Genomic DNA, 17,324 nt, shown 5'->3' with positions numbered 1-17,324 from the left:
GCCCAACTAAAAATCTACTTGAAAAAAATATTTTGATCTATTTCATTGCTACACGTCATTGAAACTATTTCCAGCGTAGTTTTGGATATAAGAATAATACTTGTGAAATCAATAAAATGTGATGTTTATATATAAAGTATTGAATCCAGCGTTTTTATTTTAAATTTTACTTCAGGCATTTTTTGTAGTACCTGAATTGCAGAACCAATATTTTTTATAAAAATTGCAAAAAACAGACTTGAAAAACTACAGGTAATCATTATTTTATGCTGCATAAGAAGCTGATAAAGATTTGCAGGCGAATTGCTAAAAACGGTTCGTCCAAAAAATAAAAACCGACGATTCGAGTGATGATGAAATCGTCGGTCAAAGATTTGTGTATAGTGAAAATTTTGGCTGCTATTCAAAATTTTCTAAAACACTGGACTTATTGCTTTAGCAAAGAGAACGAAAATTTGTGGATGCCAGTCCAAATTTCCGAACCTTGTACCCTATATAACGTCAGCATCTCGCTTTAGGTTGACAATAAAATGAAAAAAAAATTAATTTTTTTTATACTAGTTGATTAATCGTCCTTGAGTCCTGCTAATGGTGCCTCTAACTCGCTATTTTCTCTGGTTTTTTTTCTTATGCTTTGTTTTTACCTGCATTTGCGGGGTTGTAGCGGCGTTAATGCCGACTGGCATGGGCGCAGTATTAACCATTGTGCCTTATCTGGTGGCGATGATCTGGGTACTATTTAAATTTTTAAAAAAGGAGCAACGGGCGCCCACCCAGGCAGAGCGTAAAAAGTTTACCTTAGGATTCAGCCTGATTTATTGGGGTTATAACCTGGTGTTTTTAATTCTAGGGATTGCTATTGCGACGCGTTCCAATCCGAATGCTTGGCAGGACTTTTTACTATATCTGCAACAGCCCCAATTTATGAGTATTGTCGTGATTATGTTCCTGCTCATCGCGATTCCGCTTTATCTGCTGACCTACTGGTTTTATGGCAAACAGGCACAGCGTATGGCAGCAAAAATGTTTGGCTAAGATTTCGACTCTTTATATCAAAATCGTTGAGATTAAATTCAAGATGCTAAATCAGGCTATATAGAAAATTAGAAGTTTTCTGTATGGCATGATGAGACAATTTTGCATTCATCGACCCATATCACTTTCCCGAATATTCTGATTCATAAGTGACGTATAATTTGAGCAATACAATAATAATGGCACAGAATAACCATGTATAAACCTGTAGTCCTCATGACAGGCGCCAGCGGTTTTATTGGCAGCCATCTGGTGAAATTTTTACTGGCTCGTGATTATGCCGTGATCGGCCTGACCCGGCAGAAAAAATTGCGAGAAGAGCATCCTGATTTTCACTGGATTAATAATCTGGAAGAATTGAAAAATCATCAGATTGACTATGTGATTAATCTGGCTGGTGAAAGTATCGGTCAGGGTCGCTGGACAGCCGCCCGGAAAAAGAAATTGCTGGACAGTCGGCTAAATACCACCAGGCAGTTATATGACTATCTAGAGAAAAATCAGATTAAGCCCAAACGTATTATTTCGACTTCAGCGGTCGGCTACTATGGAATCGATCCGCAAGAACACTGGGAGACGGTGTGTACTGAACAAAGTCCACCACAATCCATTTTTATGTCAGAACTGTGTGAGAAATGGGAAAAACTGGCCTTGTCCTATACCGGGCAGGACACCAAAATTGTTCGCTTTGCTGTGGTGTTTGGTCAAGGAGGCGGGATTCTTCCGCAGATGTTATTGCCAATTAAGCTGAATATATTTGGCCGGATTGGTCATGGGCGTCAGCCGGTGACCTGGGTACATCTACAGGATGTCATGCGGGCGATCGAATTCCTGATGCAGCAGTCGACCCAGCAACAGGTATTTAATGTGGTTGCACCAGAAAAAGTCAGTCAGGCGCAGTTTGTCCGGATCGCAGCACAGGTGCTGAAGCGTAAACCTTTATTGCCCTTACCAGCTTGCAGTATGAAAATGATGCTAGGTGAACAGTCACAACTGATTCTGAATGGTCAATATGTCCAGCCCAAAGCTTTGCAGGAAGCCGGATTTGAATTTAGCTATCCGACCCTGAAAGAAGCCTTGATTGAAATTTTAAACCGTTAAAGAGTGCGGCTGTAAACGCTGTACCGGACTATAAGGCTGTGGATCTACGATGGTCGGTTGTTCCAGGATTAACTGAGACAGCAATTTTCCAGAAGCAGCACCCATACATAAGCCATTACGGAACTGGCCAAAATTGGTCCAGAGATTGTTCAGATGCGGAATTTTGCCGATATAGGGAATGCCATCCGGGGAGCTTGGTCGTAGACCAGCCCACTGTTTCACAATTGGGAAATCAGCCAGCTCCGGTACCATTTCCAGGCAGGCTTCCAAAATATCCTGACGGATTTCAGCAGAAGGCGAAGTATCAAAACCGACCTGACGCATGCTGGAACCACACAGTACATGACCATCACGACGTGGAATCAGATACATGACCTTGTTCATGCACATGGTTGGTAGCCAGTTTTCTGGTGTTTTAAAGAGCAACATCTGGCCTTGAACCGGATGAACTGGAATGTCCAGACCGAGCTGTTCAGACCAGCGTGCAGACCATGCACCGGTGGCAATGACGAACTGATCTGCTTTAAAGCTCAGGCCATTTTTAGTGGAAACACTGTGTACATAATCTTGCTGGATATTTAGCTGACTAATATTGCAATGCTCTTGCCAAGTGACACGCGGATGCTGTTTAAGGTAAGCAATAATGGACTGTAACAGTCGCGGATTGCGGATATTGGAAAGTTCTGGAAAATAGATCGCCTGTTTAAATTTCGGATCTACTTTGGAATTGATTTGCTGGATTTGAGGCTGATTCAGATATTCGGCATGTTGCTGTGGATCCTGATATTGCTCGGCATAGCGCAGTCCAATTTCAAAATCCGTTTCATCAAAAATCAGCATACCGGTTTCGTGAATCTGGAAATCAATGCCAGTCACCGGTTGCAGTTTCTGGTTCCAGGCTTGATACAGCGGTTTGGCATGGCGGGCGAGGGCATTGACGGCATCGGGATAACGCCAGGGATACATCGGGGAGAGGATACCACCTCCGGCCCAAGAGGCCGCCTGTCCAGCCGCTTGCTGATCGAAAATCGTAATAGAACATCCCTGTTCAAGCAATTCCAGAGCTGACATCAAACCGGTGATGCCCGCTCCGATAATGGCGATATGCATTGCGCCAAGGTCCTTCTATTTTATTTCATGTCTTTCAGTTTGAGCGCCGCTTCTTCCGCAAAGTAGGTCCAGATACCATCTGCACCGGCACGGCGGCAGCACATCAGGGATTCAAGAATCACGCTATCAGATAACCAGCCATTCTGAATCGCAGCAGCCAGCATGGCATATTCGCCACTAACTTGATAAATAAAAGTAGGTACACCGAAGGTATCTTTGACTTCACGAACCACATCCAGATAAGGCATACCCGGTTTAACAATCACCATATCTGCACCTTCCTGGATATCGAGAGCAATTTCATGCAGTGCCTCGGCACGGTTACCGAAATCCATTTGGTAATTGTATTTATTGCCGCTTTTCAGGTTGCTGGCAGAACCAACCGCATCACGGAATGGACCGTAGAAACTAGACGCATATTTGGCTGAATAAGCCATAATAGAGGTATAGATATGGCCATTCTGTTCAAAGGCCTGACGAATTGCACCGATGCGGCCATCCATCATGTCACTTGGCGCGACAATATCAGCACCGGCTTCGGCATGGCTTAAAGTCTGCTTGATCAGTGCTTCAACCGTTTCATCATTCAGTACGTAACCGGTTTCATCAATGATGCCATCCTGGCCATGCGTGGTATAAGGGTCTAGCGCGCCATCAGTGATCAGCACCATTTCCGGTAATTCTTTTTTCAGCAGGCGAACGGTCTTCTGTACCAAGCCATCTTCATGCCAAGCGGCTTCTGCAGTCAGACTTTTATCTTCTTGTGGTGTGACTGGGAACAGCGCCAGCTTATTGACACCCAGTTCCAGCAAACGTTCTGATTTTTTTAACAACAAGTCAGCAGACAGGCGCTGCACATTTGGCATACTTGGAATGTCTTGGGTCTGATTTTGTCCCGGCAGCACAAATACTGGATAAATCAAGTGATCAGCACTGAGATGGGTTTCACGTACCATAGAACGTAAATGCTCATTTTTACGAATACGACGCATGCGAGTTGCAGGAAACGCGGGACGATTGAACGTATAGGTCATAAAAATCTCAGTAATCAGTATTAAACTAGGCCCCTATTGTAACCCTATCTGAATTTTTTGGGCATAAATTAGCGGTTTTTTATTGTTGTAGCTTCGGGCAGACTTATGACTAAGACAGAAAGAAATTGGACAGGTAATATACATTTAGGTGCAAAAGTGGATATTGAAGTGGTCTTAAACCAGTTGGTACACGCTTTTAATACCTCTCCTTTTTTTAAGCATAATGGCATGACCATGCGGGTGGTCGATGGTCAGATCGAAGCATATGTTGAAATGCAGGATTTCATGATTGGCAATGTGGCATTTCAGATTCTGCATGGTGGTCTTGCAGCGACCATACTCGACAGTATTGGCGGAATTGTGGCGATGGGTGAGCTGTACAAGAAAGCTGAACCGGAAACTATTGCCGATACGATTAAAAAGGTATCACGTCTGGCGACAGTAGATATGCGCGTGGATTATCTGGCGCCCGGTCGTGGCAAATATTTTATTGCCCGTGCAGAAACCTTACGTTTGGGGCGTAAGGGTTGCACCATGCGCATGACTATGGTCAATGATGATGACAAGCCGATTGCCACAGCGATTGCCTCATATGCCTATTAATTAAGTTTATCTCCTCGATCCTGGCTTACTCTGAGCCCGAACTAAACCCTTATTCCTGGAATAGGGGCTTAGCTTTTTAAACTTCCGAGTAATATTTTTTTGCATATTTTCTAATTTTTATTATTAGAATGCATGAAAATTAAATTAATACGGCTTTCTCATTTTACCCATTGATCAATAAACGGGATATGAATCTATACATTCATGTCAGTGCTGGTCAGTGTGGCTGCGTGACCAAGTCTGTTGGATTTAGGAAAAAAAATCAATGACAGATGTACAAGACACCCTGCCAGAAAACGCATCAGATACAACTTCGGATCAAGCTTTAAAAAATAAACGTAAAAAAGCCCTGAGTATTGTTGCCCTCCTTATGGTGATTGCACTGGTGCTGTTTCTGGTGTGGAAATTCTTTCTGAACAATTCAGTCAGTACTGAAAATGCCTATGTGGGTGCTGAAACGGCTTCTATTACGTCTATGGTCAGTGGTCAGGTCGCTGAAGTACTGGTTCATGATACCCAAGCGGTCAAACAGGGCGATATCCTGGCCAAAATCGATGACCGTGATGCCAAAATTGCAGTGGCTCAGGCACGTGCAGAACTGACCAAAGCCAAGCGCCAGTACAAACAGACTGCGGCCAATAGTGGGGCTTTAAGCTCACAGATTGGTGTTAGTGATGATGCGATTCGCAGTGCCGAAGCTCAGCTGGCTCAGGCTCAGGCAGCCTTACATAAAGCACAAGATGAATATACGCGTCGTGAAAAACTCAGTGCGAGCGGTGCAGTGTCAAAAGAAGAACTCAGTACCGCACAATCTGCATTGGATACTGCCAAAGCAGGCGTAGCTTCTGCTGAAGCGGGTCTGGCACAAGCAAGATCCAGCCAGAAAGCAGCGCAAAGCAATTTAGCGGCGAATGAGGCCTTGATTCAAGGTGCGAATGAAAATTCGACTCCTGATGTACTTGTGGCTGAAGCCAAGCTGAAACAGGCTGAACTGGATTTAGAACGTACTGTAATTAAGGCACCATTTGATGGAGTGGTTTCACGCCGTTCAATTCAGGTGGGTCAACGTGTTGCACCAGGTACAATGCTGATGATGGTCGTACCAGTAGATCAGCTCTATGTTGATGCAAACTTCAAGGAAAGCCAGTTGGAGAAGGTCCGCGTGGGGCAGAAAGCTGAACTGACCTCTGACCTGTATGGAAAATCGGTGAAATATCACGGCACTGTGGTTGGCTTCTCTGGCGGTACAGGTTCAGCTTTTGCTCTGATTCCGGCTCAGAATGCAACGGGTAACTGGATCAAAGTGGTACAGCGTTTGCCAGTGCGTATTCAGCTGGATCCGAAAGAGCTGGCTGAGCATCCGCTACGTGTGGGTCTGTCGATGGAAGCTGAAATCCACTTCAAGAAGTAATTCCCGATGAATAAATATGTTCCATATGGGAATCTGACTGGCGGCAAGCTGATGCTGGCGGCCTTTGTGCTGGCATTGGCCAATTTCATGGTCGTGCTGGACATGACCATTGCCAATGTCTCGGTGCCGCATATTACCGGTAGTCTGGCAGTGTCCAGCTCGCAAGGTACTTGGGTCATTACTTCTTATGCAGTCGCAGAAGCGATCTGTGTACCTTTGACAGGATGGCTGGCGGGTCGCTTTGGTAGCGTGCGCCTGTTTGGTGTCTGCCTGCTGGGTTTTACCATTTTTTCGATTCTATGCGGGATTTCTACCAGTCTGGAAATGCTGGTGTTTTGCCGGATCGGGCAGGGGTTGTTCGGTGGCCCAATCATGCCGCTAAGCCAGACTTTATTACTGCGAATTTTCCCACCTGAAAAACAATCCCAAGCGATGGGGATGTGGGCGATGACCACCGTTGTCGGTCCAATTCTCGGTCCAATTCTCGGCGGTACGATTAGTGATAACCTGTCTTGGCACTGGATTTTCTTTATTAATATCCCGGTGGGTTTGTTCTGCGGTCTGGCTGCATTGAAGCTATTAAAACCAGCAGAAACTGAAACCAATACTTTGAAGATTGATAAAGGTGGTTTGTTCTTACTGATTCTTTGGATTGGTGCGCTGCAGTTGATGCTGGATCTTGGTCATGAACATGACTGGTTTAGCAGCTCCTTTATCAGCACATTGGCGGTGCTTGCCATAGTTGGTTTAATCATCTTTACCATCTGGGAACTGACCGAGCGGCATCCGATCGTAGATATCCGGATCTTCCGATATCGCGGGTTTACCTTTGCTGTGCTGTCATTGGCCTTTGCCTTCGGTGCCTTCTTTTCCAGTATTGTTCTCATTCCGCAATGGGTGCAGATTAATCTCGGTTATACCGCAACTTGGGCAGGTTATCTGACCGCGACCATGGGTTTTGGTAGCCTGTTGATGTCACCGATTGTGGCGAAGATGGCGACTAAATATGACCAGCGCATTCTGGCCAGTTTTGGTTTAACCTTGCTTGCCGTTGTGACTTTGATGCGCGCTTTCTGGACTACGGATGCGGATTTTATGGCATTGGCTTGGCCACAGATTCTGCAAGGTTTTGCGGTACCATTCTTCTTCATCCCACTCTCCAATATGGCGTTGGCCTCAGTCCAGCCTCAGGAAATGGCTTCAGCGGCTGGTTTGATGAACTTTCTGCGGACCATGGCTGGAGCGATCGGAGCTTCAATTGCAGTCACGATCTGGGATGACCACAGTAAAGTAGCACGCAGTGAGCTGGTCGGTAAACTGAATGTCGAAGAAACCCAGAATACCTTGATAGCTCAGGGCATGAGTTCAGACAGTGCCTTGGGTTATATTTCCAGTCTGGTGGATAAAGAAGCCTTAACCCTGTCAGCCAATCATCTATTTTTGATTTTGGCGATGGTTTTTATTTTTGCAGCCTTAATTGTCTGGCTAGCTCCACGACCGAAAGCGGGTGTCGGTGGAATGCCATCACATTAATATTTTCCAAAATTAAAAAAAACCGCTAAATATTTAGCGGTTTTTTATAGGATTATAAATCTGATTTGGCCCGTTTTAAGGCATTTTGCCATTTGGCCAAATGGGCTTCACGTTCATCGGACTGCATTTTCGGTTCAAAGGCGCGATCTAGCTGCCAGGATTGAGAAATTTCATTTAAATTAGAAAATACCCCTGACTTTAAACCTGCCATCGCTGCTGCACCCCAAGCGGTGGATTCCAGCATTTTTGGACGCAAGACAGGCACATTCAGCAGGTCAGCCTGAAACTGCATCAGCATATCATTACAGCTGGCGCCACCATCGACGCGTAGCTCTTTTAAAGGGTGAGCAATATCCGATTGCATGGCAGTCAGTACATCGGAGACCTGAAAGGCAATCGATTCCAATGCAGCACGGGCAATATGAGCCTTATTGGTTCCTCGTGACATACCACAAAGCAGGGCACGCGCTTCACTATCCCAATGCGGTGCACCCAGTCCGGTAAAGGCAGGAACTAAGACCACGCCGTCGGTATCTTTAACTTTACAGGCTAGCTTCTCTATATCACTGCTTTTTTGAATGATGCCAAGCCCATCACGTAGCCATTGCACCACTGCACCGGCCATAAAAACACTACCTTCTAAGGCATAACTGGTCTGTTCCTGTGCCTGCCAGGCGAGGGTAGAAAGCAATTTATTCTGGCTGAGCTGAATGTCATGGCCGGTATTAAATAGCATAAAACAGCCAGTGCCATAGGTATTTTTTGCCATACCGGGTTCGAAACAAGACTGGCCAAACAAGGCAGATTGCTGATCACCCAGAATGCCGGTAATGGGAATGGTGGCTCCTAACAAACCCGGTGCTGTATCTGCAATATGACAATCGGAACTGATGATTCGTGGCAGGACTGAAGCAGGGATATTAAATAGGTCTAGTAGTTCCTCATCCCAGCGTTGAGTATGCAGATTCATCAACATGGTACGGGACGCATTACTGGCTTCGATGATATGCTCGGCACCTTGAGTCAGGTTCCAGATCAGCCAGCTATCAATAGTGCCAAAAGCGACATGACCTTGTTCTGCAAGTTCACGTAAGCCATCCACATGTTCCAATAACCAGACCAGCTTGCCAGCACTGAAATAAGGATCAATCCGTAGCCCGGTTTTTTGTTGTACCTGATCCATCTGGCCTTGCTGTATCAGCTGATTACACCAGTCTGTTGCACGACGATCCTGCCAGATAATCGCTGGTGCAAGAGGCTTCCCATTACGACAATCCCATACCACAGTCGTTTCACGCTGGTTGGTCAGGCCAATCGCTTTAATATCTTTGGCCAGAATCCGGGCAGTAGCAAGCGCCTGTTGTACCACTGCAATTTGCGAGCTCCAGATTTCCTGTGCATCCTGTTCGACCCAGCCGGAATGTGGGGTCTGGATATGGGTTTCGCGTTGAGCTGTTGCCTGAATCTGTCCGTGTTCATTAAAGATGATTGCACGGCTAGATGTCGTTCCCTGGTCGAGTGCCAATAAATAGCTCATAATTTTTTTAAATGCTGACTTGAATTATGAAATATTAGCGCAATTATGTAATCAGGCGCATTCAAAAGTGTATTTGTGTAGAAAATGCATCGTATTTTTTGCCAGTTATGCTATGATGAGCTTGTACTTTGGGGATGTTCTTGGCTTCGACGCCGATGATGAAACTCATAGATGCATGCCGAGAGCGCATTTTCTCTCGTAAATAAAATTTGCATTTAAATAGTCGCAAACGACGAAACTTACGCTCTAGCAGCCTAAGGGCTGCTTGTCCGCATCTCTGAATACTTGTGGTTAGAGATCCCGACTGAAGCGAACGCACACAAGTCCGTATAGAGTCAAGCCTCGGGGCTTTATACCAAATCTAGAGGATCGCACCTTGAACCCTGTTCGTCGGGTCTCTTGGTGTTAAAACAATAGACGATATCTAAGCATGTAGTATTCTCGAGCGTAATGTTGGCGGACGCGGGTTCAACTCCCGCCATCTCCACCAAAATTCAAAAGTAAATCCGAAGATCTTCAAAGATCTTCGGCTAAAGGCTTGAATCCTAAGGGTTCAAGCCTTTTTTGTTTTAAGATCATTGCATATCATTTAAGAACATTTTGAAGTGAAGCTGTACACGTAGGGTGTACACAGCGGAAAAATTGAACTGGATGTGTACAAATCATGAAGCGGACACAAATAAAGCGTTTTCCGATCGCTGATACAGCATTGGAAAATCTAGAACCTGAGGCAAGTGAGTACCGAATTAAAGACAGCGAAAATCTTTATTTTAGGGTTGCTCCAAGTGGGAAAAAATCTTGGGTTTTTCGGTATAAAAAAGAAGATGGAAAATGGTCTTGGATTAGTTTGGGCTCTTATCCGCTAATATCAGGTGCTAAGGCAAGAAAAAAAGCTCGGGAATTACTTAATGATATTGTTGATGGTAAAAATCCAGTTTTTACTAAGAAACAATTTCAAGAAAAAGAGTTGAATGAGCGCAAAGATTTATTTAAGGCTCTCGCACAAGAATGGTTGGAAATCCGTAAAGGAAGTTGGGTCGAAGGGACTTTTGTAAGAAATAAAGGTGCTTTGGAAAAACATATTTTTCCTAAGTTTGGTCATAGGCCTTTTGATACGATTTTGGCCGTTGAATGGTTCAATCATTTAAGAAGTATCCAAGCTGAGCAAGGTATTAACGAACAGGTTAAGAGAATTTTAACAATGTGTCGGGATATTTATAATTTAGCAAAGGTTACAGGGCGCATAGAATATAATCCGCTTGAAGGTATACATAAATATCTAGAACCAGCTACTCCCAAAAGTATGCCCCATGTACGAACAGAAGACGTTCCTGAATTGCTTAGAACAATTCGTAGATATCCGACAGAAGACACTAGAATAGGCCTAATGCTTTTAAGCTATCTATTCTGCAGACCTTCTGAACTTAGAGAAGCGACCTGGAGTGAATTTAATTTAGAAAAGAAGTTATGGTCTATTCCAGCTGAGCGAATGAAAAAAAGACGTGAGCACATAGTCCCATTGTCAAAGCAAGTCTGTAAATTATTACTACGGTTGAAAGAGCTTAATCCTAAAAGTGAATATTTGTTTCCGAGTAGATTGAATCCAAGCGAACCTGCTTCAGAAACTGTATTCATAATGGCTTTACGTCGTTTGGGATATCAAGGTCGTCAAACACCGCATGGATTTAGGCATATCGCATCAACGATTCTTAATGAACATGATTATGATGAACGACATGTTGAATTTTCACTTGCACATGTAAAAGGCGGTGTTGAGGGTAAATATAATAAAGCGAAGTATTTGCCTCAACGTGTAGTGATAATGCAGGAATATGCTGATCATTTGGATAAAATTTCAGCATAAAAAACTCAATAATTTTCACAAAATGTCTAATAGGCATTATAAAGGTAAGGTTATCAACAAACCTTACCTTTTTTATGACTTTATTACCAATAATTGAAAAGTTAGAAGAACTAAAAGCAAATGATATTTATGGAGCAGAAATTGTAGATGCTATTAAGAGCTCTAATCTAAGCTTATATTTTTATTATGATGGATTTGTTGGCCTAACAGATAATCAAGTTGATTGTAAGGATTTAGATAAAAATATTTTTGAAGTTGTTAGGTATGAAGGATATCTAAAACTAGATAACAAGGCTTTTAACATAAAAAATATCTATAATATTGTTAGGAGTTTAGATTTAAAGAGTGAATTTATAGTAAACACTGCTATTAATGGTGATGAATTGGTCTGCTTGTTAAATGGGCCAAGTAATATTAATTTACCTGCAAAATTTGGAGAATTTTTTTCTAAAAAAATAAATTTAGATCTTAATTTAAAAATGAATAATTTATTTGTTGAAAGAAAATGTTTATTAAATCTTCTTGGTGGGTTGGAGAATGAAAAGGCTATAAATAATAATTTTTCTATTGAAAATGATGAAGATATTGGCGGGTTTACTAATGTGGAGGAATATCTGAGAAAATTATCTGAATTTAATAAAAGTAATTTAAATGGAGATTTTCCCAAAAAAATAATGGTTATAATTGATGCTTATTGTTCTATGTATGTTGAAAAAAAATATTATAAAACTGAGAAAAACTTAAAGCATACAGATTTATTTCAATTATGCGCTATGGATTTAGATAGAAAATATGATATCAACCAGACTTTTATAAAAGAAATTGAAAAAATAACAAATCCAAAACCCCAATATGTTGTCACTGATAAAAAATAAATACATTATAAAACAAGTGTTTACACTGAGGTGTCACCTAAATATCAAATCGGTGTGTTCACTCCTACCTTGAATGATTTGTATAAATCTTCGCAGATCTTAGAGAAGTTAGGAGTGATCTCATGAAGAAAGATAAAGTGGAGGTCAAAGTGAGTACTGGTAAAGTATTCCTTGACGAAAGACTTCGTATTAAGCAGTCAACATTATGTAAGATGCTTGATGTTACCCCACAGACCATTAGAGAGTTAAGGGAAACTGACCCCAACTTTCCAGTAGCAATAAAGCAAAATGATAAACGTCAAGCCGCAATTTATTTTGATTATAACGAAATTGTTGAATGGCATGAGAATCTAAAAAAGTCTCGTTAATCAATTAAATTGAGATAGTTTTTCCTGTTCTTAAAGCTCATTATATTTAGGTATAAAAAAGCAGGCAATAACAAGAAATACTATCTCAACCCGAAAATAAATTTTAATAATCTCTAAATATAACATCAGTTTAAATTCTTTTTGAATTTATGCTCTAGGCTTTGCTACGCTTAAAAAAGCCAAACTGAATTTTTAGAGCATTATTTTTGGAGTTCATAATGTCCAAAAAATATTCAAAATCAAAGCAAAAAGTCAAACATCGTAGTACGAGTCACTCGAAGATTGTGGTTGAAAAAACTCAATTGGACATACTTAAGACTGTACTTAATCAAACTGGCTCTAGTGTAACCCTGCAAAAGAAGGTCCAAGGCCAAATACTTACTTCAATTGCTAAACGAATCAGTGACGATCTTGAATGTTTTAAAACAGCATGTGCTTATTTACCGGATTCGATCAAGCAAGATCAGAAGGTTTGGGTTGAGGCTCAAACAAGTTATGTTTTTTGGTTCGAGCTTTTTGATTATTTAAAAAGTGCTTCAATTAAGAAGGAATCAAGAAATTATTTGTTTAACAGGATTTTTGAATATTTAAACCAAAAAGATAAGACGGAAATAAGGTTTTATATTAATAAGGAGGTGTTTAAAAAACGTGGATATTCTAATCATGAAAAATTATATAAGAGTGATTTTGTGAAATTTTTTAAATTGCCTAAGAATTTTAATGAATATTAAGAGTTATTTTGGAGTTAATTAAAATGGGTGAAATTTTAAATCAGGAAGATCTTGAAAATCATTGTAATGATTTTGAGAAAAAAATTTCTGGATATGGTGAAAGAATTGCGGTTTTAAATTTTGAATATGTTCAAGATTTTCATTTGAATTTTATAGATAAAGATAGTTTTGAAATTCTAATAGATCGCTGTGAGATGTTGTATTTTAATATTTGCAAATATCAGCAAAGAACTAAATATAAGCATATATTGGGGTTTTTGAGTATCTCGATACTATGCAATAATTCTAAAAAATTAAATAATGGTACTAGAATTGAGATAAATAATAAAACTTTTGAAATTTTAAATTATGTAATGTTTTTGTCTGGATTGCTTTTGAAGCTTGATGACTCAGAATTAAAAGTCCAAAGAATAAACTATACATTGTACTTATTACTTAGAGTGGTGGGTAAAAACTTTGATAAATGTGTAGATGATGTATTAACCAATCTTGTTTTCTATTTTAGAGCAATTATAGATGTTGATCCATTAAAGCTTTCGAAAAAAGAATTTAGTAATTATGCTAAACATCACAAAGACCGAACAATTGCTACTTGTCTAGTTTTCAATGCACAGAAAAATAATCAGATTGAAAAATCATTAAATCGCTATTTAGATGAATATAGGGTGGCTGTTGAAAATCTCTACTATGATGAAAAAGTACAGGTGAATAGAAAAAAAGCTCAACCCTCACTTGAGGACACAGAGGTTTCTATTTTAAGTTTTATCGATCCACCTTTGGTAGTAGACAGCTACTCTGACTATTCTGATGCTCATGCAAAGGATGACGATGAAGAAAATGAAGATGTAAAAAGTCATCAATATGATTTTAGTCAAGATGAGAATACACGCAGATTATCAACTCTTGTTGATCAGCAAGTATTGCGTAGATACCTGGATCATGTACACGAACCTACTGTGAGTAATGTTTACTATATCGACCCACCTTTTTTGAAAGTTATTTATCAGGTCTTAGGTGACGAACTACAGGACAATAAAGACATAGAAGAATCTGCCATGGCGGCTTGTTTCTTGATGTCCTTATCTACAGGATTGAGTCCTGTTGTCTTTCAATATGTCGATTACCTATTTGAAATTAAGAAATTAAGACGTTCTTCTAGTAATGATTATTATTTATGGACGGTTGATGCAGATGTTAATAAAAGGTTAGATGGTGAAATTGCAAAAAAAGGGAATAGGCTGAATCAACATTCTAGTTGGGCATTCCAAATCCCTGCAATGTGGATTAATCGTATCAAAGAGGCTCAGCTAAATAACTACACAAATACTGATTTTAATCAGTATTTGAAAGAGTGTTTCTTTGGTTATTGTATTGGAAATCTATCGATTACCCATATCAGCTCACAACTCTCATTGCATTTACATCGAATTTGTAAAGATGATTTACAGAAAAGCTTTCAGATCGGTAAACAAGTTTCACATCAACCCGATCTGGCATACGGTGGTTTTTCTTATAAACAGTTAAATGATTCGTATGAGAAATACGTATGGCTTTGGTTCCAGAATAAATATGATAGTCATGCACTAGATTGTCCTCAATTTATTCAAGCTAAAAATGATGAACGTGTAGGAAGTCAGCGCGCTTGGTCATTTAATCAGGCGAAAAAATTCTTAAATTCACTGAACAAGCATGTTATTGAGATATTAAGGGATAAGAAATCAATTGAAGAACGATTTAATGCTTTCAGTGTTTGGATTTGGATTTGTTGTCTATTATCTTCAGGAGCACGCCCAGTAGTTGGCGCATCGAGTATCAAGGATAACTATGACTTCATTACAGGCATAGTTTACATTCATGACAAACAAAGCCAATCACGACCTCATGGTCGCTTTTCACCACTGACCGAATTTGTTGTTGATGAATTAAAGCTTTATGAAAAATTCATTACATCCCTTATGGATTCAGGGATATTAACTCAAAGTGAGGATAACTATTATCTTCATTATTGGAAGAAAAATGCAGGATTCATGAATATAAAAATAAGTCCTTTAACTCAGAAAGATGTGGCTTCTTACCTCGCATTTAATTTCCCTGAAATTGAGCCGTTATACCCCAATTGGATTCGACATTTTGTAAGGAATACCCTTGATTTGCCAGATGCAGTCTTTAAGTCATGGTATGCGCATGATCAACAAGGTGAAATTGGATTTTCTAAATTATCATCTTTACAGCCATATGCTTATAAAACACAAATCCAGGATGCTTTGAGCAAGCTTTTTAAAAAGCTTGAATTAATATCTGTGGGGATTTCTTTGTGAATAATGAAAAATTAGAGAAATTAAATAAAGAGTTGGAGTCTATGGCTAAGAGCTTGTTTGAGAGTATTTCAAATATGCTCGTTGAAGAGGTTGTGGAGCATAATTTAAAGCTTAAGCTTAACGATAAAATTATTAATAAGATGTATAAGGCGAGAGCTCAAGTTAATAAATATTTCAAATCACAAAAATTGGATGCTAATGACTTAAAAGCTGGATGGCAATATTGGACAGATTTATGTGTACAAAATAAACAGGAGGTTGAATCAAAGATACAATGGCTAGCTGGTAATTATGAAATACCACTGATCACAATCAGTTCTTTTCCATCTAATATTAAAGATATTGAATCTACCCAAATTAAATTACAGTTTGGAAGGGAATTACGTGATTTTAAGCTAAAGCTGGATGGTTTTTGGCAGAAGCAGTTACCGCATAAGCTTAAGACAAGTAAATTCAATCCATCTACGACATTCGAACAAAAACAATTTCTGTTTCGACAGTTCTTATTAGCTCTCATATTTGACTGTGGATGTCGGACACGAGCTGATTTGATCGCAATTCTAAAATCAGTGAGGGATACATACTCGAATGATAGAGTTTCACCATTTGAGTTATCAGGTGGTCTTGTATCGGCATACGGTAAAAACATTTCAAAATTTGCTTGTTTATATAGCTATCCTCTAGAAAATTCGTCTTATGCGAATTTAATCTACGATGAAAAATCATATCAAGTTAAACAAATATATCTGACTCCAATAAGTTTATTGATGTTAATTCGACTGATAAATGAAATTGAAATAGAAACGCAACCAGAAAAAAGACAAGTAGATCAAGAATTATTGCAACTGATTGATTCTATAATTAATTTAAAGGGAGAAATTTTAGATGAAAAAATCTTATCGGGCTTACAAGATGTAGATCAAGAACATGCTGTTATTAAGATTTTTTCAAAGAATAGATATAAGATTTTTGATCATTTAGATTACGTACAGTATTTTGGAGCGAAAAATACATTAGATGGTTTTCTTATTGCTTTATCTAAGGGAGTTTTTAATTACTCGGCGCTTTCTTATTCATCCTTAAAAGCAATGGAAGGAATTGATAAACATGACAGTACTCAGACGTCTAAAAAAAAGAGCATCAATCAAGCTGTTGTAGATAATTTTTACTATACGGAATTGAAGAAGGCTAAGTTGGAGCAGATTCGAAATTTGAATACAGATTATCACTGTGCCGCAGATATTAAAAAGAGCTTAGTGAGAACCTTAGGGGGTAGTAACCTAAGTGTGAGTGAAGTTATAGCTGAATTTTCAAAGGATCTTAGCTTACTTCAAAACAGTTATTCTTCCCGGCAATATAGTTCATCAAAAGATATTGCTCTTGTTAGTGTTCAGATTGTTGTGATTACTTGGTATTTGGAATGCCTGAAAAATATAAAATCGATTGACTCTGGTAAAAATAAAAAAGGTATTAAACTTAGTTCTTTAGATACTTATAAATCATCATTTATTGACGAACTTTTTTTATATGTTGTGAGCAATGATTTAGACCTGCAAGCCATAGATGAAGAAGAGTTTGAAGATATCTACACTCATATTTTGGCTGTCAAATCCATTGGGGACCGTAGCAAGAAAAACAGAAAACATTCACAAAATGGAAGGGAGATTAAACATAATAGGGCGAATTCAAACATGAGGTGCGACAGTTTCAAAAGCCTTATGATAATCAACAAGCTGAGCAAATTTCTCTAATGGTGTAAGCCAATCTAACGCTTTTCTAGGACGAGTATTCAGTGACATGGCGA

The 17,324-nt window shown here is 39.7% G+C and carries 13 protein-coding genes, 1 other RNA gene and 1 pseudogene; 11 read left to right on the top strand and 4 right to left on the bottom strand.

Annotated features, from left to right (window positions below; all coding sequences use genetic code 11):
* The first annotated feature begins 588 nt into the window (after positions 1 to 588).
* On the top strand, positions 589 to 1,035 hold the full coding sequence (locus FTU72_RS08930; protein ID WP_180052724.1) for an ABZJ_00895 family protein: 447 nt from the start codon (positions 589 to 591) through the stop codon (positions 1,033 to 1,035).
* A 195-nt stretch (positions 1,036 to 1,230) separates the two neighbouring features.
* Complete coding sequence (locus tag FTU72_RS08925; protein WP_180052723.1) at positions 1,231 to 2,136, top strand: TIGR01777 family oxidoreductase; 906 nt, start codon at positions 1,231 to 1,233, stop codon at positions 2,134 to 2,136.
* Here the strand turns inward: FTU72_RS08925 and thiO are convergent.
* Together thiO and hemB are read right to left on the bottom strand one after the other, a co-directional pair.
* The gene (thiO, locus tag FTU72_RS08920; RefSeq protein ID WP_180011393.1) at positions 2,125 to 3,246 is read right to left on the bottom strand and encodes a glycine oxidase ThiO; all 1,122 of its coding nucleotides are present in this window, start codon (positions 3,244 to 3,246) and stop codon (positions 2,125 to 2,127) included. The two genes, FTU72_RS08925 and thiO, sit on opposite strands and share 12 nt — an antisense overlap.
* A 20-nt stretch (positions 3,247 to 3,266) precedes the next feature.
* Positions 3,267 to 4,280: a porphobilinogen synthase gene (gene hemB / locus FTU72_RS08915; RefSeq protein WP_180052722.1), complete on the bottom strand. Its 1,014-nt coding sequence runs from the start codon at positions 4,278 to 4,280 to the stop codon at positions 3,267 to 3,269.
* 105 nt (positions 4,281 to 4,385) lie between these two features.
* Here hemB and FTU72_RS08910 point away from each other — a divergent pair, with 105 nt between their 5' ends.
* From FTU72_RS08910 to FTU72_RS08900, 3 genes are all read left to right on the top strand, one after another.
* Entirely contained in the window at positions 4,386 to 4,883 is a 498-nt protein-coding gene (locus tag FTU72_RS08910; RefSeq protein ID WP_034703122.1) for a thioesterase family protein, read from the top strand.
* Between the two features lie 265 nt (positions 4,884 to 5,148).
* A complete protein-coding gene (locus tag FTU72_RS08905; protein WP_179992940.1) occupies positions 5,149 to 6,294 on the top strand; it encodes an HlyD family efflux transporter periplasmic adaptor subunit in 1,146 nt (381 codons plus the stop codon).
* Positions 6,295 to 6,300: 6 nt separating this feature from the next.
* A complete protein-coding gene (locus FTU72_RS08900) occupies positions 6,301 to 7,827 on the top strand; it encodes a DHA2 family efflux MFS transporter permease subunit (protein ID WP_180052721.1) in 1,527 nt (508 codons plus the stop codon).
* Positions 7,828 to 7,879: 52 nt separating this feature from the next.
* Here the strand turns inward: FTU72_RS08900 and glpK are convergent, their stop codons facing one another.
* Entirely contained in the window at positions 7,880 to 9,364 is a 1,485-nt protein-coding gene (gene glpK, locus FTU72_RS08895) for a glycerol kinase GlpK (protein ID WP_180012826.1), read from the bottom strand.
* Positions 9,365 to 9,494: 130 nt separating this feature from the next.
* On the opposite strand from glpK, the gene ssrA reads away from it, so the two are divergent.
* From ssrA to FTU72_RS08865, 6 genes are all read left to right on the top strand, one after another.
* Positions 9,495 to 9,854, top strand: a transfer-messenger RNA (tmRNA) gene (ssrA, locus tag FTU72_RS08890).
* A gap of 174 nt (positions 9,855 to 10,028) precedes the next feature.
* Positions 10,029 to 11,228: a tyrosine-type recombinase/integrase gene (locus FTU72_RS08885; RefSeq protein ID WP_180052720.1), complete on the top strand. Its 1,200-nt coding sequence runs from the start codon at positions 10,029 to 10,031 to the stop codon at positions 11,226 to 11,228.
* 74 nt (positions 11,229 to 11,302) lie between these two features.
* Positions 11,303 to 12,103 (top strand): hypothetical protein, encoded by an 801-nt coding sequence (locus FTU72_RS08880; protein WP_180052719.1) that lies wholly within the window; start codon positions 11,303 to 11,305, stop codon positions 12,101 to 12,103.
* A 122-nt stretch (positions 12,104 to 12,225) separates the two neighbouring features.
* A complete protein-coding gene (locus FTU72_RS08875) occupies positions 12,226 to 12,471 on the top strand; it encodes a transcriptional regulator (protein WP_180052718.1) in 246 nt (81 codons plus the stop codon).
* Positions 12,472 to 12,689: 218 nt separating this feature from the next.
* Positions 12,690 to 13,202, top strand: coding sequence for a hypothetical protein (locus FTU72_RS08870; protein ID WP_180052717.1), 513 nt, complete (start codon positions 12,690 to 12,692; stop codon positions 13,200 to 13,202).
* 23 nt (positions 13,203 to 13,225) lie between these two features.
* Entirely contained in the window at positions 13,226 to 15,520 is a 2,295-nt protein-coding gene (locus tag FTU72_RS08865) for a hypothetical protein (protein WP_180052716.1), read from the top strand.
* Between the two features lie 1,685 nt (positions 15,521 to 17,205).
* Here FTU72_RS08865 and FTU72_RS08860 read toward each other — a convergent pair.
* A pseudogene (locus tag FTU72_RS08860) lies at positions 17,206 to 17,324 on the bottom strand (IS30 family transposase); the annotation flags it as partial.

Source organism: Acinetobacter sp. YH12137 (assembly GCF_013418535.1).
Taxonomy (GTDB): domain Bacteria; phylum Pseudomonadota; class Gammaproteobacteria; order Pseudomonadales; family Moraxellaceae; genus Acinetobacter.
Note: the sequence above shows the minus strand (reverse complement) of the source record. Positions and strands in the feature narration are given on the sequence as shown.